Source organism: Mucilaginibacter flavidus (assembly GCF_024055575.1).
GTDB lineage: Bacteria > Bacteroidota > Bacteroidia > Sphingobacteriales > Sphingobacteriaceae > Mucilaginibacter > Mucilaginibacter flavidus.
The window spans coordinates 32,992-58,541 of sequence record NZ_JAMXOE010000030.1; the positions used below are offsets into that span (position 1 = coordinate 32,992).

At 44.9% G+C, this 25,550-nt stretch carries 22 protein-coding genes and 1 tRNA gene; 16 read left to right on the plus strand and 7 right to left on the minus strand.

Features of this window, described 5'->3' with window-relative positions:
* Positions 1–56: 56 nt before the first annotated feature.
* The 6 genes from NAF19_RS27150 to NAF19_RS27175 all read right to left on the minus strand — a co-directional run bounded on the left by NAF19_RS27150 (position 57) and on the right by NAF19_RS27175 (position 6,877).
* Positions 57–1,058 carry an L-histidine N(alpha)-methyltransferase gene (locus NAF19_RS27150; RefSeq protein ID WP_252793517.1) on the minus strand — a complete coding sequence of 334 codons (1,002 nt, stop codon included), beginning with the start codon at positions 1,056–1,058 and terminating at the stop codon, positions 57–59.
* A gap of 11 nt (positions 1,059–1,069) precedes the next feature.
* Positions 1,070–2,221, minus strand: a complete 1,152-nt coding sequence (gene egtB / locus NAF19_RS27155) for an ergothioneine biosynthesis protein EgtB (RefSeq protein ID WP_252793518.1) — start codon at positions 2,219–2,221, stop codon at positions 1,070–1,072.
* A gap of 4 nt (positions 2,222–2,225) precedes the next feature.
* A complete protein-coding gene (locus tag NAF19_RS27160) occupies positions 2,226–3,797 on the minus strand; it encodes an ABC transporter permease/substrate-binding protein (RefSeq protein ID WP_252793519.1) in 1,572 nt (523 codons plus the stop codon).
* 444 nt (positions 3,798–4,241) lie between these two features.
* Positions 4,242–5,201, minus strand: a complete 960-nt coding sequence (locus tag NAF19_RS27165) for an ABC transporter ATP-binding protein (protein ID WP_252793520.1) — start codon at positions 5,199–5,201, stop codon at positions 4,242–4,244.
* Positions 5,202–5,206: 5 nt separating this feature from the next.
* Complete coding sequence (locus NAF19_RS27170) at positions 5,207–6,592, minus strand: mercuric reductase (protein ID WP_252793521.1); 1,386 nt, start codon at positions 6,590–6,592, stop codon at positions 5,207–5,209.
* A gap of 3 nt (positions 6,593–6,595) precedes the next feature.
* Positions 6,596–6,877 carry a DUF427 domain-containing protein gene (locus NAF19_RS27175; protein ID WP_252793522.1) on the minus strand — a complete coding sequence of 94 codons (282 nt, stop codon included), beginning with the start codon at positions 6,875–6,877 and terminating at the stop codon, positions 6,596–6,598.
* Between the two features lie 303 nt (positions 6,878–7,180).
* Here NAF19_RS27175 and NAF19_RS27180 point away from each other — a divergent pair.
* The 16 genes from NAF19_RS27180 (at position 7,181) to NAF19_RS27255 (ending at position 24,901) form a co-directional block, all read left to right on the plus strand.
* Positions 7,181–7,252 (plus strand) — tRNA-Glu (locus NAF19_RS27180).
* A gap of 250 nt (positions 7,253–7,502) precedes the next feature.
* Positions 7,503–8,717 (plus strand): site-specific integrase, encoded by a 1,215-nt coding sequence (locus NAF19_RS27185; protein WP_256484522.1) that lies wholly within the window; start codon positions 7,503–7,505, stop codon positions 8,715–8,717.
* A 72-nt stretch (positions 8,718–8,789) separates the two neighbouring features.
* Positions 8,790–9,320, plus strand: coding sequence for an ORF6N domain-containing protein (locus NAF19_RS27190; RefSeq protein WP_252793523.1), 531 nt, complete (start codon positions 8,790–8,792; stop codon positions 9,318–9,320).
* A 251-nt stretch (positions 9,321–9,571) separates the two neighbouring features.
* Positions 9,572–15,946, plus strand: a complete 6,375-nt coding sequence (locus tag NAF19_RS27195; protein WP_252793524.1) for a hypothetical protein — start codon at positions 9,572–9,574, stop codon at positions 15,944–15,946.
* A complete protein-coding gene (locus tag NAF19_RS27200) occupies positions 15,903–16,643 on the plus strand; it encodes a hypothetical protein (RefSeq protein WP_252793525.1) in 741 nt (246 codons plus the stop codon). Before NAF19_RS27195 ends, NAF19_RS27200 begins: the two co-directional genes overlap by 44 nt.
* 220 nt (positions 16,644–16,863) lie before the next feature.
* Positions 16,864–17,244, plus strand: coding sequence for a hypothetical protein (locus tag NAF19_RS27205; protein ID WP_252793526.1), 381 nt, complete (start codon positions 16,864–16,866; stop codon positions 17,242–17,244).
* Positions 17,241–18,149, plus strand: a complete 909-nt coding sequence (locus tag NAF19_RS27210; RefSeq protein ID WP_252793527.1) for a hypothetical protein — start codon at positions 17,241–17,243, stop codon at positions 18,147–18,149. The genes NAF19_RS27205 and NAF19_RS27210 overlap by 4 nt, the downstream gene beginning before the upstream one ends.
* A 78-nt stretch (positions 18,150–18,227) precedes the next feature.
* Positions 18,228–20,153, plus strand: a complete 1,926-nt coding sequence (locus tag NAF19_RS27215) for an AbiJ-related protein (protein WP_252793528.1) — start codon at positions 18,228–18,230, stop codon at positions 20,151–20,153.
* Complete coding sequence (locus tag NAF19_RS27220) at positions 20,140–20,979, plus strand: hypothetical protein (RefSeq protein WP_252793529.1); 840 nt, start codon at positions 20,140–20,142, stop codon at positions 20,977–20,979. Before NAF19_RS27215 ends, NAF19_RS27220 begins: the two co-directional genes overlap by 14 nt.
* Before the next feature lie 292 nt (positions 20,980–21,271).
* Positions 21,272–22,057, plus strand: a complete 786-nt coding sequence (locus NAF19_RS27225) for a hypothetical protein (RefSeq protein WP_252793530.1) — start codon at positions 21,272–21,274, stop codon at positions 22,055–22,057.
* 196 nt (positions 22,058–22,253) lie between these two features.
* Positions 22,254–22,523: a helix-turn-helix domain-containing protein gene (locus tag NAF19_RS27230; RefSeq protein ID WP_252793544.1), complete on the plus strand. Its 270-nt coding sequence runs from the start codon at positions 22,254–22,256 to the stop codon at positions 22,521–22,523.
* Positions 22,520–22,819 (plus strand): hypothetical protein, encoded by a 300-nt coding sequence (locus tag NAF19_RS27235; protein WP_252793531.1) that lies wholly within the window; start codon positions 22,520–22,522, stop codon positions 22,817–22,819. Before NAF19_RS27230 ends, NAF19_RS27235 begins: the two co-directional genes overlap by 4 nt.
* A gap of 1 nt (position 22,820) precedes the next feature.
* Positions 22,821–23,021, plus strand: coding sequence for a hypothetical protein (locus tag NAF19_RS27240; RefSeq protein WP_252793532.1), 201 nt, complete (start codon positions 22,821–22,823; stop codon positions 23,019–23,021).
* Positions 23,018–23,422 (plus strand): plasmid mobilization protein, encoded by a 405-nt coding sequence (locus NAF19_RS27245; protein WP_252793533.1) that lies wholly within the window; start codon positions 23,018–23,020, stop codon positions 23,420–23,422. Before NAF19_RS27240 ends, NAF19_RS27245 begins: the two co-directional genes overlap by 4 nt.
* Complete coding sequence (locus tag NAF19_RS27250; protein ID WP_252793534.1) at positions 23,397–24,380, plus strand: relaxase/mobilization nuclease domain-containing protein; 984 nt, start codon at positions 23,397–23,399, stop codon at positions 24,378–24,380. Before NAF19_RS27245 ends, NAF19_RS27250 begins: the two co-directional genes overlap by 26 nt.
* Positions 24,377–24,901, plus strand: a complete 525-nt coding sequence (locus NAF19_RS27255; protein ID WP_252793535.1) for a hypothetical protein — start codon at positions 24,377–24,379, stop codon at positions 24,899–24,901. The genes NAF19_RS27250 and NAF19_RS27255 overlap by 4 nt, the downstream gene beginning before the upstream one ends.
* Positions 24,902–24,979: 78 nt before the next feature.
* On the opposite strand, the gene NAF19_RS27260 is transcribed toward NAF19_RS27255, so the two are convergent.
* Positions 24,980–25,375 (minus strand): helix-turn-helix domain-containing protein, encoded by a 396-nt coding sequence (locus NAF19_RS27260; protein WP_252793536.1) that lies wholly within the window; start codon positions 25,373–25,375, stop codon positions 24,980–24,982.
* Positions 25,376–25,550 lie beyond the last annotated feature (175 nt).

The following is a 25,550-nucleotide window of genomic DNA, read 5'->3' on the forward strand; positions in this document are numbered from 1 at the left end:
GTAAATATAAATATACAAACGCCCGGATAGTAATGTTTTGAGTAAGATTGCAACGTTTACTCCGCCACCCAAATCGCGTCCGTAAACCATTTCTTCGTATCAAAAAAATGCGTAACGGGTTTAAATGATGCCTTCCGCGCCATATCATCAACCTGCTGTATGGTGAATTTTTGAGAAATCTCCATAAAGATGTACTCGTCCTTTGCGAAGTTAATGGTATGCATCCCGTTAATGTTTACCTGCTGGTCGGTAAGACTTACCAGGTAACTTTTGCAGGCGCCGGTTTCCGGGTCGTAAATTGGATAATGTTCAAATTGGGTAACGTCAAAATCGCCGTCTAACTCACGGTTGATACGCTCTAATAAATTAAGATTGAATCGTTTGGTAATGCCCTCTTTATCGTTGTATGCCGCCAGTACAGTCGCCGGGTTCTTTTTCAGGTCGACGCCGATCAGCAGCATGTCACCAGGCGAAAGGTGGTTGCGTACGTTCATGCAAAACCCTTCGGCTACGTCAACCGGCATATTGCCGATGTTGGAGCCTAAAAACATAATCACCTTGCGCTTATCAGATAGGGTTGAAGCTTTCGTCAGCATATTAAAATACTCGCCGTTAAGGCCGGTCATTTGCAGGCCTGGCAAAGTTACAGGCAGGGTGATGTTGAGATATGATATTACGTTTGATGATATATCGATAGGCAGGTAGCTGAAGTCGGCTCCGTTGTCCAGCAGATATTTTAAAAGGTAGGTTGATTTGGTGGCATCGCCCGCACCCAGCTCAATCAGATCGAAAGCATCACCATCGCCAATGATGGCATTGCATATTTCGGCGGTTTTTTCGGAGAATATCTCCAGCTCGCAATTGGTAGGATAATACTCATCGCAATTCATTAAATCCTGGAAAAGTTTATCGCCAACAGCATCGTAAAAATACATCGAGCTCAAAAATTTGGGGGTTGAGCTGAGCCCGCAAATTACATCGTCATAAAACTGCCCTGTCCTACAGTTCGAAAGTCCTTTCATTTCGGCTTTCGCTAATGTGGTGTCCATATTCTTCATAGGTATTGATATTACTTAGCCAGCCTTATGCCGGTAAATTGCCATCGTAAATTGGTTTGAAAAAAATTGCGGTAAGTAATGCGGCTATGCCCCGGCGAGGTAACTTCCGATGCGCCCCGCAATACCTTCTGATTCACCATAAATTTGCCGTTATACTCGCCAATTGCGCCCGGCGCTTTGGTAAAACCCGGGTATGGCAGGTACGAGCTTTCGGTCCACTCCCAGCTTTTGCCCCAGCTAAACTGCGGCGCGGCGGCTTCCCACTCAAACTCGGTAGCTAAACGCAGTCCCCTCCAGGCTGCGTAAGCATAAGCCTCAAAATAGCTGATATGACAAACAGGTTCTTTTAAATTCAAGGGTTGCAGCCCATGGTACGTGTAAGCATGCCATTGCTCGTCAATATTGTGCCAGTAAAGCGGCGCTTCAACCTTGTTGGTTTTTACCCAATCCCAGCCCTCAGCATGCCAGTGGCGGAAATCGTGGTAGCCACCACTGTTTATAAATTCCAGGTATTCGGCGTTGGTAACCAGGTTGGGGCTGATCTCAAACGCGTTAAGGTACACCTTATGGGGGTTCAGCTCGTTGTCAAAACAAAAGCCTTCGCCTTTAAAACCTACCTCGTAAACGCCCTCATTAAGCTTAATAAATTCACCGTCTTCAACCCAATTAACTTTGGGAGAAACATAACTATTTGAATACGCCGGGAACAACGGGTTGTGCCCTAAAATGTATTTTATGTCGGTATACAAAAGTTCCTGGTGCTGCTCTTCGTGATTAAAGCCGAGTATTATCAATTCTTTTACTTCCGCGCTTGGCTCGTTGCATAAAAAGCCGTTCATGGCCTCGTCAACATATTTACGGTAAGCATAAATTTCGGCAACGGTTGGGCGGCTTAAATTACCGCGGTCGGTACGGATAACGCGGTTGCCCACGGTTTCGTAGTAGCTGTTAAAAACGTAATTGTAGTCGGGATTGTATTCCTGGTAGCCCATAAAGTAGGGCTTCAGGATAAAGGTTTCAAAAAACCAGGTAACATGGCCAATATGCCATTTAGGCGGACTAACATCAACAACCGGCTGCACCACATAGTCCTCAGTTTGCAGGGGGCTACATATGTCCTCGGTTCGCTTGCGTACTTTAACGTAACAGTCTGCTAAATCCATGAGTTTATTTCTTATCTAAAAACCGTTTTAAATCCGAAATTGTTTTAATACTTAAATTTTTTGCCTGTGCTTTCCGCATCATCAAAGCGTAGGCGTTATTGAAGCCAATCGGCTTCAGCCATTTTATTTGATACTTCGCTTCAAACTCCCGCTGTACATAATTATACGTTTCGTCCTTACTGTGCGTTAACGAATCAACAACTTTATGCGATGGCTGTAATATGGCCAGTAACCCCGTTCCGGTATATTCCGGGTAAAAGTCAATTTGGTTATTTGTCAGTGCGTCAAAGCAAATTTTTGTACCGCCCAGCCCGGTTTTAGTGCTCACATCATAATCGGTATAGCCTTTTATTAGCTTACTGTATATGCTCGCTAAAATGTACTGTTCACCAAATATTTTAGAGCCGATTCGCACAATGCCAACATTACCATTGCGGGAAGGTCTATATAATTTATTGGCCTCTAAAAAATCTTTCGCCACACGTTCTGGGCTTTGGTGAAGATAGTCGGTACGGTAATTAAGTGCGGTCATTACGCTGTCATTAATTTTGCCCGAAAGTAAATTTAGTGTCACTTCTAAGTCCGGGAATTTTTTCAGCGCGTCGTCGCGCACTATTGGCGCCGCGTAATATGGCGGAAAAATGAACTTATCATCATCCAAAACCACCAGGTCATAAGCCTTCAGGCGGCCATCGGTTGAGTAGCCGCTGATAACGTCGAGCTGTTTCTCATAAGCGGCTTTATACATCACGGCATCGTTTATTACCAATGTTTGTATCTTTAAACCATATTTGCTGATCAACCCCAGGTTGCCATCCTGCCGGCCCATAAATTCGGGCGTAAAACCAGCTTTTAACTTGCTGCCATAGGCGGAGGGCAGGAGGTAGAAAGATGATAATAGTAGCAGTAGCAGAGGGAGAGTAGCACTAGCAGTTTTTAATTTTTTGATGTTGATTTTTTGCAATCGCGACAGCAAAAAATCAAACAAAATTGCCAGCAAAGCGGCCGGGATTGCGCCAGCTAATATCATATTGGTATTGTTTAAGGATATACCGCCGAAAATAAACTCGCCTAGGCCACCGGCTGCAATATATGATGCCAGCGTAGCCACACCAACCGTTATTACCGTAGCGGTACGGATACCAGCAAAAATAACAGGCATAGCCAGTGGTAGCTCCACCTTAAACAATACCTGCCATTTGCTCATACCCATGGCCGTGGCCGCTTCTTTTACAGCGGCATCAACCCCGGTAATGCCGGTAAATGTATTGCGGATGATGGGCAGCAACGCATAGAGCAGTAAAGCGACAATAGCCGGCTTTGCTCCAATACCCAACAAGGGAATCATAAAGCCCAGTAAGGCAATGCTTGGCACCGTTTGCAGCACACCAGCAACACCTAATACCGCCCCCGAAAATTGTTTTTTACGGGTAATGAAAATACCCAGCGGCAAGCCGACCAGCACCGCAATAAACAGCGACACAAACGTAAGCCCTATGTGCTGCAGGGTTTGCGTAAGCAGCTTATCGCTTTGCTGCTGCATAAATTCCCATAAAGTTTGCTGGTGCTCATTCATGGTATCGAAGCGTGTCTAAATAATGAGGATGATGTTTATACAATTTATCGGTTATATAAATAAGAAGTTTCTTGTTGTAATATAACTTACCATCTTTATAAAAGACCCCAAAAACGTCGAAGCAATATTTTTCGATAGTTATACCATAATGATATTCTATTTTGCCCCGAACATCAAACGACTGCTTTTTGGTTAAAAGTTTAAATTCTTTGGTCAAAGATTGAAACTTGGTCAAATCATTTGTATTGGAAATCGTATTTTTTGTTTTTTCGTGATGCTCGTTAAATGTATTTTCAAACTGTTCACAACTAATATCAAAAACAGTTTCAATATCAAACGATACAGCCTCAAGTTTAACAAAATTCAATTTTTTGTTTTGAGCCAGACACGTGACGCACGACAAGAGTATCGCAATCAGGCACAAAAATATATTGACCGTGATTTTCATGCCTGCGACTTTTTATATTGATAAAACGCCGCCATTAGTTCCTCAAAACTTGCCGACTTAACCTCATCAATCTCTTTATTTTTTATGCTGATAGCATCGGCGCCGTCAAACTTAAAATGCTCCAATGCCGACCAAAAATCTGTATCGGCCGCAGGTGTTTTTCCTTTGGTTTCTTTTTGCTTGCCGGGAAGCCATTTCCAAATGTCAGGCATCCGGATGGTCTTAAATTCCAGTTGCAAACGTTGTTCCTGCAAAAAGCCACTTACAAAATCATTCTTCGGTTTAAACAATAAATCTGCCGGGGCGCCGTCCTGCACAATTTTACCCTTGTCCATGAGGCAAATATGATCCCCCAGTTCAAAGGCTTCCTGCACATCGTGGGTAACCATAATAATGGTTTTGCGTTTCAACTCATCAAGGGCTTTAAATTCGGCATGTATTTTTGAGCGGGTAACATTATCAAGCGCGCCAAAGGGTTCGTCCATCAGCAATACCGCCGGGTCGGCAACCAAAGCCCGGGCCAGGCCGATGCGCTGTTGCTGGCCGCCGCTTAATTCGTTTGGGTAAACATGCAGGTAATCTTTGGTAAGGTGCAGCTTTTCTAGCAACTCATCCACGCGTTTTTCGGTGCGCTTTTTATCCCATTTTAATAATTGCGGAACCACAGCAATATTTTCGGCCACGGTATAGTGCGGGAACAGGCCGTTGTTTTGCAACACATAACCAATTCCTCGTCTTAATATCTCGGGCGATTGCTCAAAAATATTTTTGCCGCCGATAAAAATCTCACCACCTGATGGCTCAATCAGCCGGTTAATCATTTTTAGGGTGGTGGTTTTGCCGCAGCCGCTGGTGCCCAGCAAAATAAGGTTCTCGTGCTCTTTTACCTCGAAAGAGATATGGTCCACGGCCTTAACTTTGCCAAAATTCTTGCTGAGGTGCTTAACCTTGATCATAAGCGCTAGTCTTCCAGCCCCAGGAAAAGATTGTTTAACGATTCGGCATACAACGGGTGGGCAAACACGCAGTAGCGAATTTGTTCATAAGTAATATCGCCCATCATAGCCATTTGCAGCATGGTCATTATTTCGCCGCCTTCGGGGCCCAACACGGTTGCCCCTAAAATCTTCTTGGTATCCGGGTCAACAATGGCTTTCATAAAGCCACGGGTGTCGCCGTTTTCAATAGCCCGGGCGACATGCGCGAATGGCAGTTTGGCTACTTTATACTTTATGCCCTGTTTTTTAGCCTCGCTTTCGCTGATGCCGATATGCGCCAGCTGCGGGTCGGTAAACATCGTATAGGGCACCGGCCGGTCCTTAATAGATAATTTTTGGTTCTCTATTAAATTGCGGTAAACAATGGTATAATCATTATAGCTGATATGGGTAAATGCAGGGCCTGGCTTTACATCACCAAGTGCATAAATGCCTTTTACATTTGTTTCCAGCGTATCATTTACCGTTATAAAGCCACGTTCATCAACCTTAACTCCGGTCAAATCCAAATCAAGAGCCTTTGATTGCGGCACGCGCCCAACCGCCATCAGCACATGGCTGCATTTTATCTTTTCCTCTTCCCCCTTTTTATTTAGGGTGATGGTGATTTTGCCACCAGCTTTCTTTTTAAACTTTGTAGTGGTTGTATCGGTATAGATTGCGATATTTTCAGCTTCCATTATTTTCGTGACCTCTGCAGAAATATCTTCATCCTCGCGCGACACCAGCCGCCCCGACCTTTCAATAACCGTAACCTTGCTGCCAAACCTGCGAAACATCTGCCCAAACTCCAGCCCGATATAATTGCCCCCTACCACCACCAGGTGCTCCGGTATCTCGGTCAATTCCATTATTAATGTGGAGTCCAAATAACCAATTTCACTCAAGCCCTCAATTTCAGGAATGAATGGTTTGGCCCCGGTATTTATAAATATTAAATCGGCCTTTAATTCCTTCTCGCGGCCGCTGTTCAGCTTTACCTTGACTGTTTTATCGCCGGTGAACGATGCCTCGCCAAACAGCAGTTCCAGGTTCTGGGTTTTCTCAATAGCCTTCTGGTTGCCATCGCGCGCGCTATGTACAATATCGTCCTTGCGCTTTTTAATCCGGCGCAAATCAACCGAAAAGCTTTTTATTTTAACACCCAGCGGCCCGCTATTGGCAGCCATATAAGCCATTTTAGCCGATGCAACCATGGTTTTGGTAGGCGTGCAGCCGTCATTAACGCAAGTTCCGCCAACCCAGCGTTTTTCAATTATCGCCGTTTTTTTACCCGCTTCGGCAAGTTTGCGCGCAAGCGGACCGCCCGCCTGCCCGGCGCCGATTATAATTGCATCGTACTGTTTCATGGTTTATTCGGTTACTTTAACACCCTTCCAAAACGCCACGTGGCCGGTAATGTTTGCGGCGGCGGGCTTTGGCTCCGGATAAAACCAGGCAGCATCACGATTTTGCAGACCGTCAACCTCCAGCGTGTAATAACTGGCCAGCCCTTTCCATGGGCATGTGGTATGGATTTCCGAAGGTATAAGATACTCGGCCTTTACACTTTCAATAGGGAAATAATGATTGTTTTCAACCACAACGGTATCATTGCTTTCGGCAATAACCTGGTTGTTCCAAATAGCTTTCATAGGGATAGATTTAATTATATATAAAGATAGGGAATTAGTCGGGAAAGTCCGAAAAGTCCGGAAAGACGGAAAAGTCAGAAAAGACGGAAAGTTTGAAAGATAGTAGTTCAGACTTCCGGAAAGGCGGCGAACTGGAGCAGTTCGCGACGTCATTGCAGCTTCTTTACTGACTTTACGGACTTCCGACTTTCCCGACTTTAATTTTTTTTCAAATAATATTTTTATTTTATCGCTAAACCTTTATCTTTGCAATCCCAAAATAAGGGTTACCAAATCCAAAATTAAGGGAAAAGCCTTCAAAAAGGCCCGTTCGTCTAGGGGTTAGGACGTAAGATTTTCATTCTTGAAACAGGGGTTCGATTCCCCTACGGGCTACAAAAAACAATACCAAAAGATGCTAAAAGCCTGCAAATCAAAAGTTTGCAGGCTTTTTTTATTGTATCAAAGCATCATATTATGCATCAAAACGCAACAGAAATGAGCGTAATTCGGTGCGTAACTAAATGGGAAATAACTACGCACCGAATTGCTTATAATTAATTGAATATCAACCTGTTCAGCGAGTGAACATCTTGATAAAAGCAGGCTACAAACTTACTTTTGTTTAACTTTTAAGCTTGTAATTATGAGTAATTTCCATCTGCTTTTCTACATCAGAAAGCAAAAAAACTACAAAGGGGGGGCAATGCCCATCTACATGCGCATCACAGTTAGTGGCAAACGCGCGGATATATCCGTTGGACGCGATTGTGATCCGGCCAAATGGAACAACCATGCAGGACGTGCAATTGGAACCAAAGAAGAAATTAAGGCACTTAACAACTATCTCGACAGCCTGCAAAACAAACTTCGGAATGCACACCAGGTTTTAATTGATTCAAACCAGCAGGTAACAACCGAAAGCTTGCAGAACCAATTCACAGGGAAGAACCAAAAAAGCCGTTTCCTGATGGAATTATTCAAAGAGCATAATGCTAAAGTTAAAGCACTAATCGGAAACGGTTTTGAGCCTAATACATTGAAAGGGTATAACACCTCCGAAAAACACCTTACTGGTTTCCTGCAAGAAAAATATGGTAAAACAGATATAGAGATCAGCCAATTAAACCATGCTTTTATTACTGACTTTGAGTTTTACCTGAAAGCTAATTGTAAGATTACCGGTGTATCCGCCGCTAAATACATTAAGCATCTTAAAAAAATAGTTAATCATTGTATTGCCAATGGCTGGCTAAAGCAAAATCCCTTCATTAATTTTAAATCCACTGCAAAGGCAAAAGAGCGCACTTACTTGACTCAACAAGAACTGGATGCTATCACCAACAAAAAATTTATTGTTGAACGTTTAATACAGGTGAGAGATGTTTTTGTCTTCTGCAGCTATACCGGATTATCCTATGCTGATGTTAAAAAACTGAGGAGAAATGAGATAGGTATTGGTATAGACGGTGATAAGTGGATATTCACAAGCAGGCAGAAAACCGATACTTCGTCAAGGATACCGCTTTTACCTGTAGCATTAGAAATTTTAAACCGATATCAGGATCATCCGCAATGTGAAAATCAGGGTTTACTATTGCCAGTTTTGAGCAATCAAAAGATGAATGCTTACTTGAAGGAAATAGCAGACCTATCTGATGTTTTTAAGCATTTAACATTTCACTTAGCAAGGCATACATTCGCAACAACGGTCACCCTGTCCAATAATGTACCAATCGAAACGGTTAGCAAAATGCTCGGTCACACCAATATTAAAACTACACAGCACTACGCTAAAATATTGGATTTAAAAGTTAGCCAGGATATGGCTACCCTTAAACAAAAGTACGCTGGTCAATAGCCTTTAATTTCTAAGGTCGCATTTTTCGACCTTAGAAATTTTCATTTACGTATTCACTTAATAAATTTAAAAATGGAAAATCATTTGATACCTGAAGAAATCATAATGAATCAAATATATTATATAAGAGGTCAAAAAGTTATGTTAGATTTTGACCTTGCAAGCTTATATAACGTCGAAACAAAGCAACTTAAAAGACAGGTTCGAAGAAATATAGATCGTTTTCCTGAAGATTTTATGTTTGAATTGACATCGGAAGAATATTCTTTTTCAAGGAGCCAAAATGGCACCTTGAAACAAGGAGAAAATTTTAAGTATTCACCAATGGTGTTTACAGAACAAGGGGTTGCTATGTTATCAAGTGTGTTGAACAGTGATAGGGCAATCAAAGTGAACATTCAGATTATCCGAATATTTACACGTATCAGGCAGGTGCTAACTGACAATACAGAGCTACGTTTGGAGATAGAAAAAATCAAAAACAAATTAGACAATCAGGATAAAAACATGGAGATTGTATTTAGGTATCTTGATGAACTTATTGAGAAAAAGCAGGAACCGCAGGAACGTAAAAGAATTGGATTTAAACCCGATGGGTTTTAGTAAATTAGAAAGTTAACGCTAGTGTAGGTGATTGCTTTGAGGCATATCGTATAGCGGAACGATTAATATATAATAAATAGTTATCCTTTATTGATTGTAGAAAAATCTTTCCTCGTCGTGTATTTTCGCGTAATACACGGACTGGCCGGCACATATTTATCCCCGGTTTATTCCTGGCTGCAAAAAAATCAGCGTTAACGCTTTGCCTTGAATTGGTGCTAACAGTAATTATTGGTAACTTTCTTTTTTTTATGCCCACTACACCGCAAACCAAACTCACCGATGCCGCCGAATCGAACGCAGGCGATAACTATCACCTGGTTTTCGCCGTGCGTAAAGCTTTGGAGCTGCTGAATTTCTCAGCAGATGGTTTGAAGGCACTAAGCCTGGAAGGCGTCAGCAAGGACGATGAAAAAACATTTGATCCGCAAAGCCTGTTGGGCGTTGACCTGACCGAATATTACGGCGGTCAAAATCTGACGGGAGCAAAAGCGGTTGTCATCAGCCAGTTGAAATACAGCACTCGCCATGCGGACCGGGCTTGGACAGCGGCAGAGCTGTGTAAAGGTAAAAAGAGCGGCACGGCAGGTTCGGTGATGGATCGGCTGGGGAAATTATTTTCCGAGCTCCTCAAAAATCACCCTACGCAGGTGAAAAAGGTCCGGGTCAAACTGGTGAGCAACCGGCCGGTGTCAACTGATTTGGAAAAACTGGTGAATAACCTCAAATCAGGGAACATACCCCGATCTTTCGCTGTCTATAAAAACAAACTGAGTATTCCCGATAAAAATATCGCCGATCGCATTCACAAAGCAACAAAGTTGTCGGCCGACCAGATCCTTGGATTTTTAGCGGCACTGGATTTTTCGGACTGCGGTTCGGGATCATCGCTCTACCAAACTGAACGCTCTTATGAGGCGATCGCCCGGTTGGGTGATCTCGACGGCGCGACCCAGTTTGCAAAATTAAAAGACCTTGTCGGAGACCGGATGCTGCCAACTAGCAAAGGTAAGCATACCCTGTATGTTACAGACGTGCTCTATAAATTCAATTTCAGCGAACTCAGTGACCTGCTACCGATCAGAAATAATATCGAGATCCCCGAAAAACTGGTCGAACGGGAACAGCTGAATGACCTTCAAAAATTGATCCTGGTACCGACAACAAAAGTACTGGGGCTTCACGGCCATGCCGGCATCGGAAAATCAACCATGATGTTTTCCATCGATGCGCTGCTCCCGCCTGGTTCAAAAAGTATCCTGTTCGACTGTTACGGCGGTGGTGCCTATAATGACGCCGATGACCGTCGCCATACGCCGGAATATGCCATACTTCAACTATGCAATGAGCTAGGCTTGAAATGCGGAACGCCTTTTTTATTGGTGCGTAATACGAATACCGGGCATTTATTGAAGGAATTAAAAAAGCGGCTGACCGAAGCCGTAGGCCTGTTGCAGGCCGTCAGCCCCGGAGCCCTTTTGGCACTGCTGATCGATGCCGCCGACAATAGTGTTTCCGCCGCAGCCCAATTTCACACCGAGTGTTTTGTGACCGAACTGGCACGCATGGGTTTACCTGACGGCTGCCGGGTGATCTTTTCTGCCCGCACAGAACGCCTGTCGACCCTTAATCTACCGGCTTCGGCGCCTACTTTTCAGATCCGGCCGTTCACCAAACAGGAAACGGTTGCATTTCTGGCTAAACATTTCTCCGCTATGCCGCCGGATACAGTAACAGAATTTCTGCAGCTCACTTACGGAACGCCGCGCGTAATGGCCTACGTCTTGGAAGGCGATGGCAGCAGCCTTCAGGAAAAGATCGAATTTTTAAAGCCTAACGGTAAAACACTCGACCAGCTGTTCGGGCAGCGTATCCAGGAGGCCCAGCTGCGTTCGGGCGACGCGAGCTCGATAGAACGATTTCTTCGTGCTCTGGTTGCCCTGCCCAGCCCTGTTCCGGAATCTTTTCTGCAAGCAGTGAGTGGCTTAAGTAACGACCTGATGACGGATCTCAGGGTAGATCTCTGGCGCGGATTAGTTTACGAGAACGGTGTTTTTCGTTTCCGTGACGAAGACTTTGAGACTTTCCTGCGAACCACGTACCCGGTTACAGCAAGTGACTATGAGGCCATTGCGGTGATCCTGATCATGGAGGCCGCAACGAATGATTATGCCAGTATTCATTTGGGTAGCATGCTGGCGAAAGCAGATGATAAAACGGAACTCGTCGATATCGTTATCGACAGGAAGTTTCTCGACCGGCCGGCGGATCCCATTAAAAATAAAGAAGTGTTTATCGAACGGGTACGGCTCGCCATGAGGATGACGGACCGGGCAGACCTGGAATTTTTTAAGCTTCAGTTCATTGCGGCGGAAGCCGCTAAATCCAACGAACTGATTGAAAATATACTCATCGGGCATGCGGAACTAGCCGCTGCCTATGGTGACCTGCAAACAAACCAAAAGCTATACTTCCAGTCTGGTAATCCGCGCTGGTACGGGCCGGCACATTTCCGTAATGCCGCAGTTTTTTCACGGGACAAGGGCACGCATAACCTCGCCCGCCAGCACCTGGAACGAGCCCGAAGCTGGATGAATTATCGCGCCCGCCTGAAGGACGAAGAACAGGACGATTACGATTTCAGCGGAAAAGATATTGCCTACGCAGCGGAAGCTACCCTAAGAGTAAGCGGCATCGACCGCTGCGCGAAATTTATCGATAGCTGGACGCCTAAGTCTTTCGGATTCGAGGTTTTCGAGGAACTGCTGAAGTTGTTGATCGCTTCAGAAAGTAACCAACAGTTGAATAACTGGCTGCGCAAATTTCCGTTGAGGGCCGACCTGCGGATCGCGGCAGCGTCATTATTCTTTCGCTATGGCCTGAAAATTGGCTTCGAATGGCGCGACATATTTAAAGAACCGAAGAAATTTACCAGCTTAAAAAAACTGCCCGTTGCTTTCCAATTCAAACTGCTCAGCTTCCTGGAATATGCTTTAAATAACGGCATAGCTTACGCGGACGCGCAGCCATTCCTTTCGCTAATCCCGCTCGTTTATCCCGACCGGCTCCCAGGCTTCTATCATGGTCATGACGATAAGGAAGTGGCCGAACTCGACCTGCTGTTCCGGGTAAAAGCCCTGCAAAAGTACCTGGATAACGGGTCATTCTTATTGACCGACCTTTACTCCGAACGCTTTAGAAAAGCATTAGCCGCGAAGGATCAAAAGCGGGACAACGAAGAGCAAAAAAAAGAGCTGGACCGGGTTTACCGGCATTTACTGCGCATCTATGATGTACGGGCAAAATACCTGTTGGGCAAGAGCAGTGAAAAAGTGCTTGCCGAGGAGGTGAAAGCGGTCGTTAAAGCGATCGGGGATGACTGGGAACTGCGTTATTATCATGAATACCGTTACTTGCGCGTTTACGACTTCATGCTGCAAAAACTTTCAGACGTTATCTTCTTTACGAAAACGGAAAAGGTCTTGCAAACGATCAGCGAGGGATTCGACCCGAAAAAAACAAATAACCTGGATGCGCGCCTTAAGCTGGCGGCCAGGCTGTCTCATCGCCGGAAATATGATGACTTTATCTTAAAATATCTCCATAGCATCGAACAAACGTTACAAAGCGAGTTGTTACCGGGCAGCGAGGTAGTCGGTTGTTACACCCGGGCAACAGTGATCGCCAGTCGGGTTTCGAAAGGCGACGGCAAATATTATTTCGATCAGCTAGTAAAGGCTTCCGGCGAAGTTGACGAAGAAGCGTACGACCAGATCAGGGCCATTGATGTCATTAGTCAGGGCTTTGATTTCCGAAAACCGCAACTGGCATTTGACTTCGCGCGCTATGTTGAATATTGCTCACTGAAGCTGGGTGATGGTGAAAACTTCCCCTGGGATGAATCGGTGAAGGCCATCGGCGCTATCGATGCAACTTCACTGTGGCCCATCCTGAGCAGGTGGGACCACCGGAATATCCGGAAGCAAAAAGAGCACATCACGATGGCCACTTTGATCAGCCTGGAAAAAAACATCATCAGCTATCAAACCGCAGCAGCGCTGATGCCGGTCAACCCTTATTTCGTATATGGCGTCAAAAAGCTGGCCGGCTCTATTATCGAAAAGGCCAATGCCGCAGCTGATATCTCATTTAAGAATGCCTTTACCCGTGATCTGCTTGCTGCTATCAAGATCCATAGTGCCCCGACCACCAGCTACGATTACGAAGAAAAGTTTTTTGAACTGATCAAGGACGGCAGATTCATCGATCGTAATATCATCGCGGAATTTCGCGATCATCTCGCCGCGCTCCAAGAGCTAAAAGCAACGGCCAAGCCAACGGAAACGCGATACCCACGCATTAAAAAAGCACCCATCAATGCGCTGTTCGGAAAACAACTGAAGGCCGTGAAAATCAATGGCGATCTTGACCTCCAAGAAGTATTACGATCCCTCCGAGCGGCAGCCGGCAAGAAGAATGCTTACCTTAATCTTGACGCAGTTTTCGCCGAACTGCGCAAACTTTCGCGCTCTGGCAACGAGCAGCATTTTTTAAATGCGCTTACGGCGATGACAGAGGAACAAATCAACTACTCCGAATTCGAAGACCTGGTTCAAACAACTATAGCCGAATGGGCGCACCTCCAGGTGTTGAAAGAATGGAAAAGAACTGCCTTCGGCACCATCGTTGTAAATTGGTTCCCTGTTCTGGCGGCATACCGGTCCATTGACCACAGCTCGCTGAAAAAGTTGCAACACCTCTTCGGTGCCAGCGACGCCGAACTGGCAGCGGTCATCAACCGCCATTTCCCGGAGCACCTGGATACCCTCCCTGCAAACGTGTTGTACAACCTGTTCCGGCTGACGCTGGTCAGCCTCGATGCGGCTGGAAGGGATCAGTTGTTAACTTGGGTCGTCGCGCGCTGGAACGAGGCGGTGCCGGACAATATGGGCGACGGCATCTGGTCCGCCGGGTTCGCCCCTCCAAAAGAAGAAAGAATACTCATTACCAGCTATCTCGAATACCTCCTGGGGCATCCGGTCCGGAAGTTACGGTGGCGCGCCCAGCACGCCCTGCGCCGCGCTGTAGGCTATAAGCAAAAGATGCTGATCGACGAGCTGATCAATAACTCGCGCAACCCCGCAGCAACTGCATTTTATTATCGCGGGTACACCTTTTTTTCTTTATCAGCGCGCTTGAATCTTTATATCGCGGTCGAAAGGATGGTTAAGGAGCAGCCAGACCAAATGATGCCATTTGCCGCAGCCCTTCTGTCAGAACTGACCAATAACGATATACCGCACGCACAGATCAAGTTTTTCCTGCGATCCGCTTGCCGGTTCCTCGGCAAAACGTTCCCCACGATCTATACTGCCGAGGAAAAAAGCGCGATCCAAAAAGAACTGGCCCCTCTTAAACGAACCGAAAGCAGCCGTATTCCGGGCTACTCCCGGCGCCGGCGTGACAATAAAGCGGACGGGATCCGCTTTGATTTTGATGATACGGATACCATCCCATATTGGTACGAATCGCTAAGCGATGCACTCAACGTATCGATGCTGGACCTGCTGACCGTGATCGACAATTTTATCACGGAGCAATGGGGCTTCACGGGGGACCCGTACAAACTGGATCATGTCAAATCCGATTACGGTAATACGCAGAATGATCATGGTGCCGAACCCCGGGTGGAAAATCTGCGCAGGTATTATGAATATCATGGAATGTTTTGTGCCGCGTATGAAATCTTGAAAAAGCGTGGGGCGAATAAAAATGCTTCGCGGGAATCCTGGGAAAGCTGGATAGCCGGCTGGGGCCTGGCGTGGCCGGATCAGTGGCTTGCCGATCTGCGCGACCCAATGCCTTTGGAGCCGCGATTCTGGACGGAAAAACAACCCGGCAGCGAATGGGAATTCAGCGTACAGCCTGAAGACTTTCATGAACGCGTACGGATCAGTCCGAACGAGGCATTCCTCACATTAGAAGAGGATTCGCACGTTTATTTCGGCAAGGATAGGGAACATGTGCGGATTGAATCTGGCCTTGTCCATCCCGAAACCGGGCCTGCACTGCTTGCCGCGCTGCAGTCCGATCTTGGCTTTGATAACTATTTGCCGCATAAAGGAATCTTCATGGATGAGATCGAAGATGACCTGAAAGACCTGCAAAAGAAGTTTGTTTTGGAGCACCTAAACGTACAGGTAAATAATGAAAACGAGGGTATCGACGACCGTGATGCCTTCTTCAGTGATTATGATAAGTTCCGACAAATTCCATCGCCGATGGTCGTTAAGGTTTTGGGCCTGACAATTAGTGACGATATGCGCACGGCTTATCGATCAAAAGACCCGGCTGATCCGCTAACGCAATTCGAGGTCTGGAACAATACGACGAACGACCAGCACTATGATGATTTTAAGACTTCCGGACGCCGCTTCGCTATCAAGAAAGCAGCATTACTCGAATTGCTCCAAAAAAGAAATCGCTGCCTGATCGTTCATTGCCAGATCAGCCGCGATCTTGACCGGAAACGGTCCGACGAGTATATGCCGGACTATTGTTTACTTTATTTAATTTATCCCAATGGAATCGCCCATACCGTCACAGGAAGTCATCACATTAGGTAAGAAGATCGCCGCAGAACTTGCTAAGCATGACCGGACCTCACCAACCATCAAATGGGTTAGTCAGTACCTGGCTGAGATCATCCATCGCGCAGAGAAAACCAAAGACAAAGCGGAAAAAGCAAAATCCGAGCAGGTCTGCGTCGATATTATACTGAAACTTTGGAAACAAAAAGCGGTCCTTCCGCACGGCGCGCAGCCGATGAGCGGACTACGAGACGCACTGGACGTATTACTGGCACTCAAAGAATATAAACCAACGACGCCCTATTGGCAATTGGGCCGTGATCTGGAAACCTACTCACCCTTTGGCAAATTTGTTGCAAAGCTGCGTGAGGACCATCAACTGATATTTAAGATTGTTGCACACCTTGTTCTCGCCGGGAATGCCCTCAAACGGGAAAAGGAATGGGCCAAATTCCCTAATCTCCTGTCTGAAGACGAAAAAACATTGATCGATGAGCTTGATTGGCTGGTATCTCAATACTGTGCACCCGCGCTTAAACGTATCGCTTTGGAGATCGGAGATATTGACCAGCCTCCGGCGCCGGAAGACCGGATCAATTTGGCATTTGACAAGATGGCTAAATTATATAAGGAAGAGCTAGCCGCCCTGGAAGATTTAAGAGCCCACATGCTGAAAAAGCCATCAAAAAAAACTACCAAAAGGCCGGTTAAGAAAACGAAACCCGGGAAGTAGTTTGGTATATAAAAATGGGTGCTGGAAACGGCAGTAGAACCAATTAATCCTGGGAATATAACCTGTTCAAATCCGCTGTTGTTTGGTGTAGTGGATCATTCCAATAACTGTTCCGCCAAGTGCTAATTTCGGGCCCAATTAGCATTGTCAGACAAGCAACTAGGAAATTGCGTAAATTCGTGTTTTATCTGATCAAACTATACAAGATCAACCTACCATTATGGCAACACGCAGGAGTTCACCCACACAACCAAACCCAGGTCACTACACCATTAAGCATGAATTATTCTGGACGGTCCTTTTGGGTTTAGGAATACCCTTGCTATCCGGTATCTTCTATGTTGGTGAACGCATCGGCAATGCCAGGTACGATATGGCAACAAATGAGGTCAGGGAAAGCAATAAGCAACTGAAAGACTCGCTGGTCAGCAAGCATGCCGTTATAGAACGGATGAAGCATGTCTCAGATTCGGCCTTAAACATCATTGGACATATGCCCTATGACCAACTAAAATTAGATACTGGGCAATTTCGCAAAGTACAGTCTACCATTGAAGCTGCCGGAGCGGCCTTATACCTAAACATCAATTATAAAAAATGATCGACAGCGACTCGGAGTTTAAATCATTAATCGATACCGTTAAGAAAATAGCGGAAGCGGATCAGTCGCAGGACCTGCTTAGTTTGCTCGCCAGGTCAGAGATTACCATCCGCCAGACCGGCTACGACAACTGGGACGGCGGCATTTATTATTATACGGTATTCCTGGCAGTGGAGGTCTCCAAATTCATCGAGGTTCGGAACGATCTTGACAATTGGGAAAAGACGCTGCTGGAGTACTTCCAGTTACCGGTTCGCCATCTTGAAAGTGAAGGCATCACCAGGGTATCGCTTGTACCCAAGTCCGCAATTGCGGCATCCCCAGAAGTTAATCCTGGCCGTCCCTTGTCGTCTGCCGAGATGAAAAGGAAAGAACTGTTGACGCAATATCTCGATAAAGTAAGCGAGGATCAATTGATAGAATTGATATTGATGCCCTTATTTCGTCACCTTGGCTTTCAACGGGTAACCGTAACCGGCCATAAGGATAAGTTATTAGAGTTTGGTAAAGACGTGTGGATGAAATTTGTTCTGCCGACACAACACCTGCTGTACTTTGGCATACAGGTGAAAAAAGGTAAGATCGACTCCGCCGGAATTACAAAAGCCGGCAATAATAGTGTCGCCGAAGTTTACAACCAATCGCTGATGTTGCTGGGCCTGGCCATTTTTGACCCTGATATCGGCAAAAACGTTTTGGTTGACCACGTCATCATCCTTGCCGGCGGCGAGATCACGAAAGCGGCAAGGCTCTGGCTCGGTTCGCAGCTGGATGCCGTTCAGCGAAGGCAGATCATCTTCATGGACCGGGAAGATATTCTTAACCTCTACACCGTCAACAATATTCCGCTTCCTTCAGGCGCATTGCCGCCCGCTGAATCGGAAGAAGATGACCTGCCGTTCTAGTTAGACTGGTCATCATTTGGACGGTTACGTAAACTGAGAAAGGAAGCTTATCTTCGCTCATCCAGACCTTAAACATCAATGGAACAGCTTTCCGAACAAATCAAACTCAAAATATTACAGGCCATACTCGCACAGCCTGATTTTCTCGGAGTTTACAGCAATCGGGATGAAGGAATCATTGATTTCCTGAACCTGATCAGGCCTCTTAAGGACCTGCCTTCTGAAGACTCGCGTTACAATGACGCCGAGGGGGACGCCTATCAGCACCTGGTCAATAATAACGACTGGGAATACGATTACGTTTTTATTACGCGCTTCAATCTTATTGGACAAGATGAGCAACTATTCATCAAATTCCTGGAGGTAGTGGTCAGCCCTGGAGTTCGCGGCGACCGCGGCCAGGTCGTGCGGTATGTTTCCCTGATCAACCAGCTGCTTTTGCAAACCCAGGTTATTTTGGTGCTGATGAGCTACAGCGACGGCCTGCCGGTATATGGGGTGCAAACACGGCAACAAGTAAGCGACCGTCCCCAAGACATTCCGCCTAACCAAATACCGTTTTTCCATTCGCAATCTACGGTCAACAAAACCTACCCGCATTTTTACCTGGGTCATGACAAGTGGGATGATTACCACCACCGCACGACATTTGGACTCGCCTTTGTGGAAAGCAAGTTTAATACGACGAAGATCGGGGGTGTAAAGATCATGAAAAGGGACACCCTTGTCACCGCGGAAGTGTTACCAGATACTTTCACTGCATTGCCGGAAGATTTTTGCTCCCTCGGCCAGGAGGAAGAATATTATGCCAACATGGTCAGCAATTTTCGGGATATGTACCAGAGTATCTTACTGGCGCTTCGGGACGTGGCCTTATACCCAAAAATCCAGGAAGCGTTCGAATTTGACGATGTCTATAAGACTTCGCTGATCCGTTTTAATGAACCGGAACAGCTGGCGCGCACCATCCGGTTCCGGCTGGGCGGTTACGAGCCGGGCGACTGGTACAAGTTCACCTACCGCTATACGCTGCCTTACGCGAAAGAACCTCTGGACATCACCTTTGAATTTGATACCGAAGATTTCGTCAAGCACCGGGTGTTCGCATTGATCGGTAGGAACGGCGCCGGAAAGACCCAGGTGCTGAGCACGCTAGCCAATGAACTTTCTAAGACCAATCCCGGTAATCTCTACCCGCGCAAGCCGCTATACAGCAAGGTTTTTACCGTGTCCTACAGCATATTTGATCATTTTCAGATCCCGGAGAGCGACGCGGCATTTAATTACGTCTATTGCGGCATTAAAAAGCCAGGGGGCGGTTTCCTAACGGAAGAGGAAATTATGGAGCGGACCTTGAGCCAGGCGGAAAAGATTAGCTATAAAAGCGTGACGGCCGAATGGCGATCGATCCTCTCCAACTTTGTTCCGGAGGACCTTTTGTCCGAGATATTCACAGGAAGCTCGTCCCGGACCTTATTTCAGCCACAAAACTTTGCTGCCTTCTACCAAAAACTAAGTTCCGGTCAAAATATACTGGTGTTGATCATTTCTGAAATTTTGGCGCAGATCCGGTATAATTCTATGATACTTTATGATGAGCCGGAAACCCATTTGCATCCGAATGCCATCACCCTATTGATGAATACTATTTTTGATCTGGTGGAGCAGTTCGATTCCTATTGTATACTCGCCACTCACTCGCCGCTGGTCATACAAGAGATACTCGCCCGCAATGTAATTATTCTCGAACGGGACCAAGACGTAGCTTACATCAGGCAGATGGAGCGCGAATCGTTTGGTGAGAATTTGACAGTAATATCCGAAGACGTATTTGGCAACCGTAATATTGATAAACATCACCTAAGCCTGATCCGCAGTCTGGTGAATGAAAATGGGAACTACGAAAGCATAGCGGAAATGCTGGCGAGCAAAAACTTGCCGCTGAACCTGAACACCAGGCTTTACATCAAAGGACTAATCAAGGAGCGCGATGAAGAATCTTAAACCGTATTCCGGCGATGGCTACTTTTTCTATCAGCAAGTGCTGGAGGCAAAGGATTCGGACGATCTGCGTTCACGATTAGCAGTTGTGGCAACGGAGCTCGAATCCACTTATAAAAACTATGCTCAACACTTTGGTCTGAATCTCCTTGAGTCGTTGAAACCGGATACTGCCTTTTCTGTGCATAAGGCTGACTTGTTATCCCTGTACAGCTATCAATTCAAAATTGTAAGAGAACTGCGTTTAGAAATCCAACGACAACAGCCTCAGGTAGTCCGTTTCACCTGCCAGCACTGTACGCTGACCAGCAATGAATCCCTCGACCACTTCGTCCCCAAGGATGAATTTCCGGAATTTGCTGTACATCCGCTGAATTTGCTACCCATATGCCTAAAGTGCAATCAACACAAGTCACATGTCTGGCGAAAAGCCGGAGTAAGAAAAGCGCTGAATCTATATCTGGACCGCTTACCTGATGAACAATATCTTTTCGTTGATGTCAAGCTTGATAAGTACCGCGAGATCGATTTCGAGTTTTATCTTGAGAAACCAAAAATGGTGTCCAAGGCGATGTTTGTGCTGATCGAATCACATTTCGAGAGCCTCAATTTATTTTCGCGTATGCGTGAAAAGGCCATACCAGTTATTTCGGAACTGATAAACACAGTAAGTTCACGAATGGGTAATCTTTCCTACCCCGAGATCGCTGCGGAAATTAAAGAAGCGGCAAACAGTAATAAGCGGGAATTAGGGGCAAATTATTGGAAAAGCGTGGTCGAAATCGAACTGCTATATTCAACTCCATTTTTAAAACTATTAGCCCTTTAAGCGGCCTTCACGAGATCCTCTCGTAACGCTCACGTCGGTTTGAGCTAAAAAAAGGATGTGATGAACAATAATATTTAATCTGATCATCATATAAATTTATCCTCTATTGTATAATCAACAAAGGATAACTGAACATTATCAATAAATTTCATTACAAATTTTTGTTTAATGGTTCTATGAAAACTGTCTAAAGCAAATATTCGCTTAGATAGAAGTATTGGTCGCATGATATCGGTTTAGGGATAATCTAAATTTTATCATCTTTGTTCATATTGGTCAATTATGTATCCCTATGAAAGAATATTTCAAACCCCTTGCTCGTTTCAAAAAACGCGAACATCCGTTCGATATTGGCATGCCCTTTTCCTGGTGGCGGGGCCATTATGACCGTCATTTTTTGAATAATTTATATGAACGTAAGGAAAATGAATTTGAACCATTTTATAAATATCATTTAAAGCACTTTTTAGAGGTAAATGCAGGCTCGCAAGAGGTTGAGTTTTATAGGCACTTACGGGATCTTATTCAGGACGGCATTGCCATCTTGATCAAAGAAGACAATCCTGGCTCTAAAACTAAACATGAGCGAACAAATATTCAAAAGGCACAGTTACGGGCATTTGCCGATTACTTGAATTCTATCGACCAGTGGGCCGTTCGGCCCAGGCTGGAGGTCTACACAGAGAAAGACGCGACTATCGCCAGGCTGCAAAACCAAATAGCAGAATTAGAGAAGCAGATCAGCGAAATGAAGGAATATGATGTGGTGCAGAAGATCAGGATAGAAGAAGGCCACTTACCGACAGTAATTGACTTGATTCAGCAGCTGCGCGATCTGCAATTACCGTCAGGACGGAAGCTACTCCGCTGTGATCATAAGACACCCTATTACAAGATGATCAGTAAGTATTTTTCAATCGACGCTAAGCACATTCCCATAGATACCGCTAAGAATTATTTCTCCGATAAACAAAATGATATAGGCGTTAAGGGTACTGTGGTGCCGCCTGAAAATAAGCTGTTTAAGATAGTTCCTGACAACCCCAAAAAAGCAGTCAAGAAAATCAATAAATCCTAAAATGGCTTTCTCTTAGGCTGTTTGGATATTTTCACCATGCCTTTCTGTTGATGCTATAAACAATACCCTATCAATTAGTTAGGCTCAATAATACTTATCTTGTTCGCCTCTTATACATGACCATCGGAAACCGATGGTCATGAGATCAGCTATTTCGCAATATACATTCGTTCCGTTAACCAAAAACGGAGTACAGATGCAAGTAGAGATTTTAACTAAAGAAGACCTGAAACAGTTCAAGGCAGAACTCGTACAGGAACTGAAAGACGCATTCGGCGGCAATGCGAAACCACAAAACAAAGAATGGCTGAAAAGCAACGAGGTTAGAAAACTGTTGGGTATATCCCCCGGCACTCTGCAAAACCTGCGTATCAACGGCACAATCACCTATTCAAAAGTAGGCGGCATGATGTATTACCGCTACCAGGACATCATGAAACTGTTGGAAAAAGGAGGTGCCAAATGAAAAAGACACCTCCCGAACTGGCCTTGCTAAAGGCAATCCAAAAACACAAAGGACTTGGCCCTTATCATATCAGCTTATATACCGCCATGCTTTCCTTATGGCAGGAACAGCAGTATAACACACCTTTCAGGGTAACGCGGAGCAGGCTGATGGCAACATCCGGCATCCGGTCGCCGGCCACTTATCATAAGTGCCTAAAGGAATTGATCGGCTGCGATTACATCATTTATGAGCCGTCTTTTGATAAGCACATCGCAAGCAGGGTCACCTTAGTTATGGAAAAAGCAGGTATGTAGAATGAACAGCTTAAAACCATTTGCGATAAACCGTATCGCGATAAACAATATCGGGATATTTCTATCCCGCAGTAAGGAGCAAGTTTGTGTTTTTGTTGCCACAAAAACATCCCGGATGCCTGACAGCACCGGGCAAACTTGCCTTTTGCGCCCGCTGGTTGCAAAAGGGAAAAATGAAGGAACAGCAATGAGTTACCAATGAAAACGATAATAAAGACGAACGATAATAAACAGGTAACGCAGCCAAAAAACAAAGGTGGGGCACCTAAGAAAAGGGTGAGACGGGAGTTGATTATTCGTATTAGGATGACAGCGACCGAACGGTTTTATATCGAAAATAAAGCCAAAGCCGCCGGAATGCGTTCAAGCAGCTGGATACGGGCGGCGGCTAAAAGTGCAAAGGTGGTTCCCCGATTAACAGACGATGAGCGGCGAATCCTTTGGATGCTTGCAGAGCTGGCAAATAACCTCAACCAGCTAACAAAGCGTGCGCATCAACTTGGGTTATTAAGAGTTGTAAGGGATTGCAGTCAAATTATGAAGGAGATAGATATTACTTTAAAAAATCTCAATAGCCATGATAGGGAAAGTGATAACCGGTAAAAGCTTTGGCGGGTGTATTCGCTATGTGGTACAAAAACATGACGCTATTATACTGAATGCGGCAGGCGTAAGAATGCAAGAGGTTAACCAGATTATCAATGATTTCAATTTGCAACGGAAGTACAACCCGAATTTAGGAAAGGCAGTGGGTCACATTGCTTTAAGCTGGAGCGTAAACGACCTTGCAAAATTAACAGATGAAGTAATGGTAAATATGGCAAAAGAATATCTGCAAAGGATGAAAATACAAGATACGCAGTACCTAATCGTTAAACACCAGGATAAAAGTCACCCGCATATTCATATCGTTTACAACCGGGTAAACAACAATGGAAAAACCATATCAGATAACTTTCAAAAACAGCGGAATGTTCAGGTAGCAAAGCAACTTACTTTAAAGCACGGCCTTTTCATAGCACCAGGTAAGGATAAGGTTAACCGGCAGCAGCTTAAAGGCGAGGATAAAGTCAAATATGAATTATTTGATGCTATCAAAATGGCCAGCAAAAAGGTAAAAAATATCACTGAGCTAATACAGGTATTGGAAAAACAAGGAATAATTACCCATTTGAAATATAAAGGTAACACCAACGAAATACAGGGCATTAGTTTCAGCAAGGGGCAATTCAAGTTTAAAGGGTCGGAGATTGACCGTAGCTTGAGTTATTCAAGACTTACCCGGTTATTAGAACAACAGCTGGTTGAACAAGAAAAGAGCTTGGCCGATCAGTTAAGGGATGTAATGAACGCAAAGAAGGAACGGGAAAGTGAAAACAAGACTGAACAAATTACCTACTTAAAGCCCGAACCGGAATCTCATTATCTGACGCAATCACTATCAGTGGGAGCAGATTTATTACAGGGCTTGCTAGGCAACATTGCCGACGATGATGATGGCCCGGAAAGAAAACGTCGAAAGAAAAATGAACAACAACAAGGCAGAGGAATATCAAGATGAAAGAGATAGATGAACTAAAAGAAAGAATGGATAGCAACGACGAGGTCATAGATAACCTTGTAAAAAAGAATACTGAATTGGAAAAGAAGTTAGCGCAATTTGTTGAAACGCCAATTCCTGATTATTCCGCTGGCATAAATACAATTCTAACTGAAATACGGAATTTTAAACAGGGTAACAAAGGTGATGAGGAATTGGCCTTGCTAAAGCAGTTAAATGAAAAACTGGATGATATACCAACATCCGCCACTAAACAATTACGCATTTTATTGTTTCCTGAAACCAATCAGGGACAGTATTATAAAATCGTTTTTGGAAGGCTAATTCCCTGGGGTATTTGCCTTGTGGTTATAACTTATTTATATTCTCTAGGTGGCAGAGCAATTGATGCTTACGGGCAGCATAAGAAAAATGAACAGTCAGATCATTATCAGCGGGCATGGATTTATTTAAAGCAAACCGCGAAAAAGAGAACTTTATCCGCTATGGATATGGCTTTTGCAAAAACAAATAATAAATAGCCGTTACAACTATTCTTATATATAGCTGTGCCTCGGACTATATATCAGGTAAAATATAGAGTTATATAACTGAATAGCTTATTTGTTTTTTAAGATTTCGACCTTTTCCTGTTCGGCTTTTAAAAGGCGTTCCAGTAGGGCGATTTTGTCATTATATAACTCTACTATTTTATCAATAGGGTTAAACGAAGGTTGAAAATTTATTGCATTTAAGGTCGAAGTATCTTGACTTGTAAAAGTGTTTGAAATTATATTTAACACGGCTTCGTCATTGAAGTTTTTAATTGCTTCCGGCGAAACACCCAATACCACAGCTATTTTATTCAAGGTAGAATCTTCCACTTCAGCGCTTTGCTCGATCTTGGAAATGGTCTGTTGACTGATGCCGAGTTCAAATGCCAGGGTATCTTGTTTCATGCCACGCAGTTCGCGGATCTTGCTGATTTTTCTTCCGATGTGTAAGGTCTCTGCCATGGGTCAAATGTATTATTTAATTGTAAAGGTACAAAACAAGCGAAACTTTGTGAAATACTAATCAAAATGGTATGGTACGGGGATGACTGCTTTTACATTTGGTTATTGCATCGACGCAATTGCCGCCAGGAGACCGCTAAGCCGCAGCGGCGTGAGGGAAGGCCGGGATTACCCG

Coding starts and splice junctions, on each gene's coding strand:
- NAF19_RS27150 (WP_252793517.1), bottom strand. CDS start 1,058: ATGAAGAATATGGACACCACATTAGCGAAAGCCGAAATGAAAGGACTT.
- egtB (WP_252793518.1), bottom strand. CDS start 2,221: ATGGATTTAGCAGACTGTTACGTTAAAGTACGCAAGCGAACCGAGGAC.
- NAF19_RS27160 (WP_252793519.1), bottom strand. CDS start 3,797: ATGAATGAGCACCAGCAAACTTTATGGGAATTTATGCAGCAGCAAAGC.
- NAF19_RS27165 (WP_252793520.1), bottom strand. CDS start 5,201: ATGATCAAGGTTAAGCACCTCAGCAAGAATTTTGGCAAAGTTAAGGCC.
- NAF19_RS27170 (WP_252793521.1), bottom strand. CDS start 6,592: ATGAAACAGTACGATGCAATTATAATCGGCGCCGGGCAGGCGGGCGGT.
- NAF19_RS27175 (WP_252793522.1), bottom strand. CDS start 6,877: ATGAAAGCTATTTGGAACAACCAGGTTATTGCCGAAAGCAATGATACC.
- NAF19_RS27185 (WP_256484522.1), top strand. CDS start 7,503: ATGAGTAATTTCCATCTGCTTTTCTACATCAGAAAGCAAAAAAACTAC.
- NAF19_RS27190 (WP_252793523.1), top strand. CDS start 8,790: ATGGAAAATCATTTGATACCTGAAGAAATCATAATGAATCAAATATAT.
- NAF19_RS27195 (WP_252793524.1), top strand. CDS start 9,572: ATGCCCACTACACCGCAAACCAAACTCACCGATGCCGCCGAATCGAAC.
- NAF19_RS27200 (WP_252793525.1), top strand. CDS start 15,903: ATGGAATCGCCCATACCGTCACAGGAAGTCATCACATTAGGTAAGAAG.
- NAF19_RS27205 (WP_252793526.1), top strand. CDS start 16,864: ATGGCAACACGCAGGAGTTCACCCACACAACCAAACCCAGGTCACTAC.
- NAF19_RS27210 (WP_252793527.1), top strand. CDS start 17,241: ATGATCGACAGCGACTCGGAGTTTAAATCATTAATCGATACCGTTAAG.
- NAF19_RS27215 (WP_252793528.1), top strand. CDS start 18,228: ATGGAACAGCTTTCCGAACAAATCAAACTCAAAATATTACAGGCCATA.
- NAF19_RS27220 (WP_252793529.1), top strand. CDS start 20,140: ATGAAGAATCTTAAACCGTATTCCGGCGATGGCTACTTTTTCTATCAG.
- NAF19_RS27225 (WP_252793530.1), top strand. CDS start 21,272: ATGAAAGAATATTTCAAACCCCTTGCTCGTTTCAAAAAACGCGAACAT.
- NAF19_RS27230 (WP_252793544.1), top strand. CDS start 22,254: ATGCAAGTAGAGATTTTAACTAAAGAAGACCTGAAACAGTTCAAGGCA.
- NAF19_RS27235 (WP_252793531.1), top strand. CDS start 22,520: ATGAAAAAGACACCTCCCGAACTGGCCTTGCTAAAGGCAATCCAAAAA.
- NAF19_RS27240 (WP_252793532.1), top strand. CDS start 22,821: ATGAACAGCTTAAAACCATTTGCGATAAACCGTATCGCGATAAACAAT.
- NAF19_RS27245 (WP_252793533.1), top strand. CDS start 23,018: ATGAAAACGATAATAAAGACGAACGATAATAAACAGGTAACGCAGCCA.
- NAF19_RS27250 (WP_252793534.1), top strand. CDS start 23,397: ATGATAGGGAAAGTGATAACCGGTAAAAGCTTTGGCGGGTGTATTCGC.
- NAF19_RS27255 (WP_252793535.1), top strand. CDS start 24,377: ATGAAAGAGATAGATGAACTAAAAGAAAGAATGGATAGCAACGACGAG.
- NAF19_RS27260 (WP_252793536.1), bottom strand. CDS start 25,375: ATGGCAGAGACCTTACACATCGGAAGAAAAATCAGCAAGATCCGCGAA.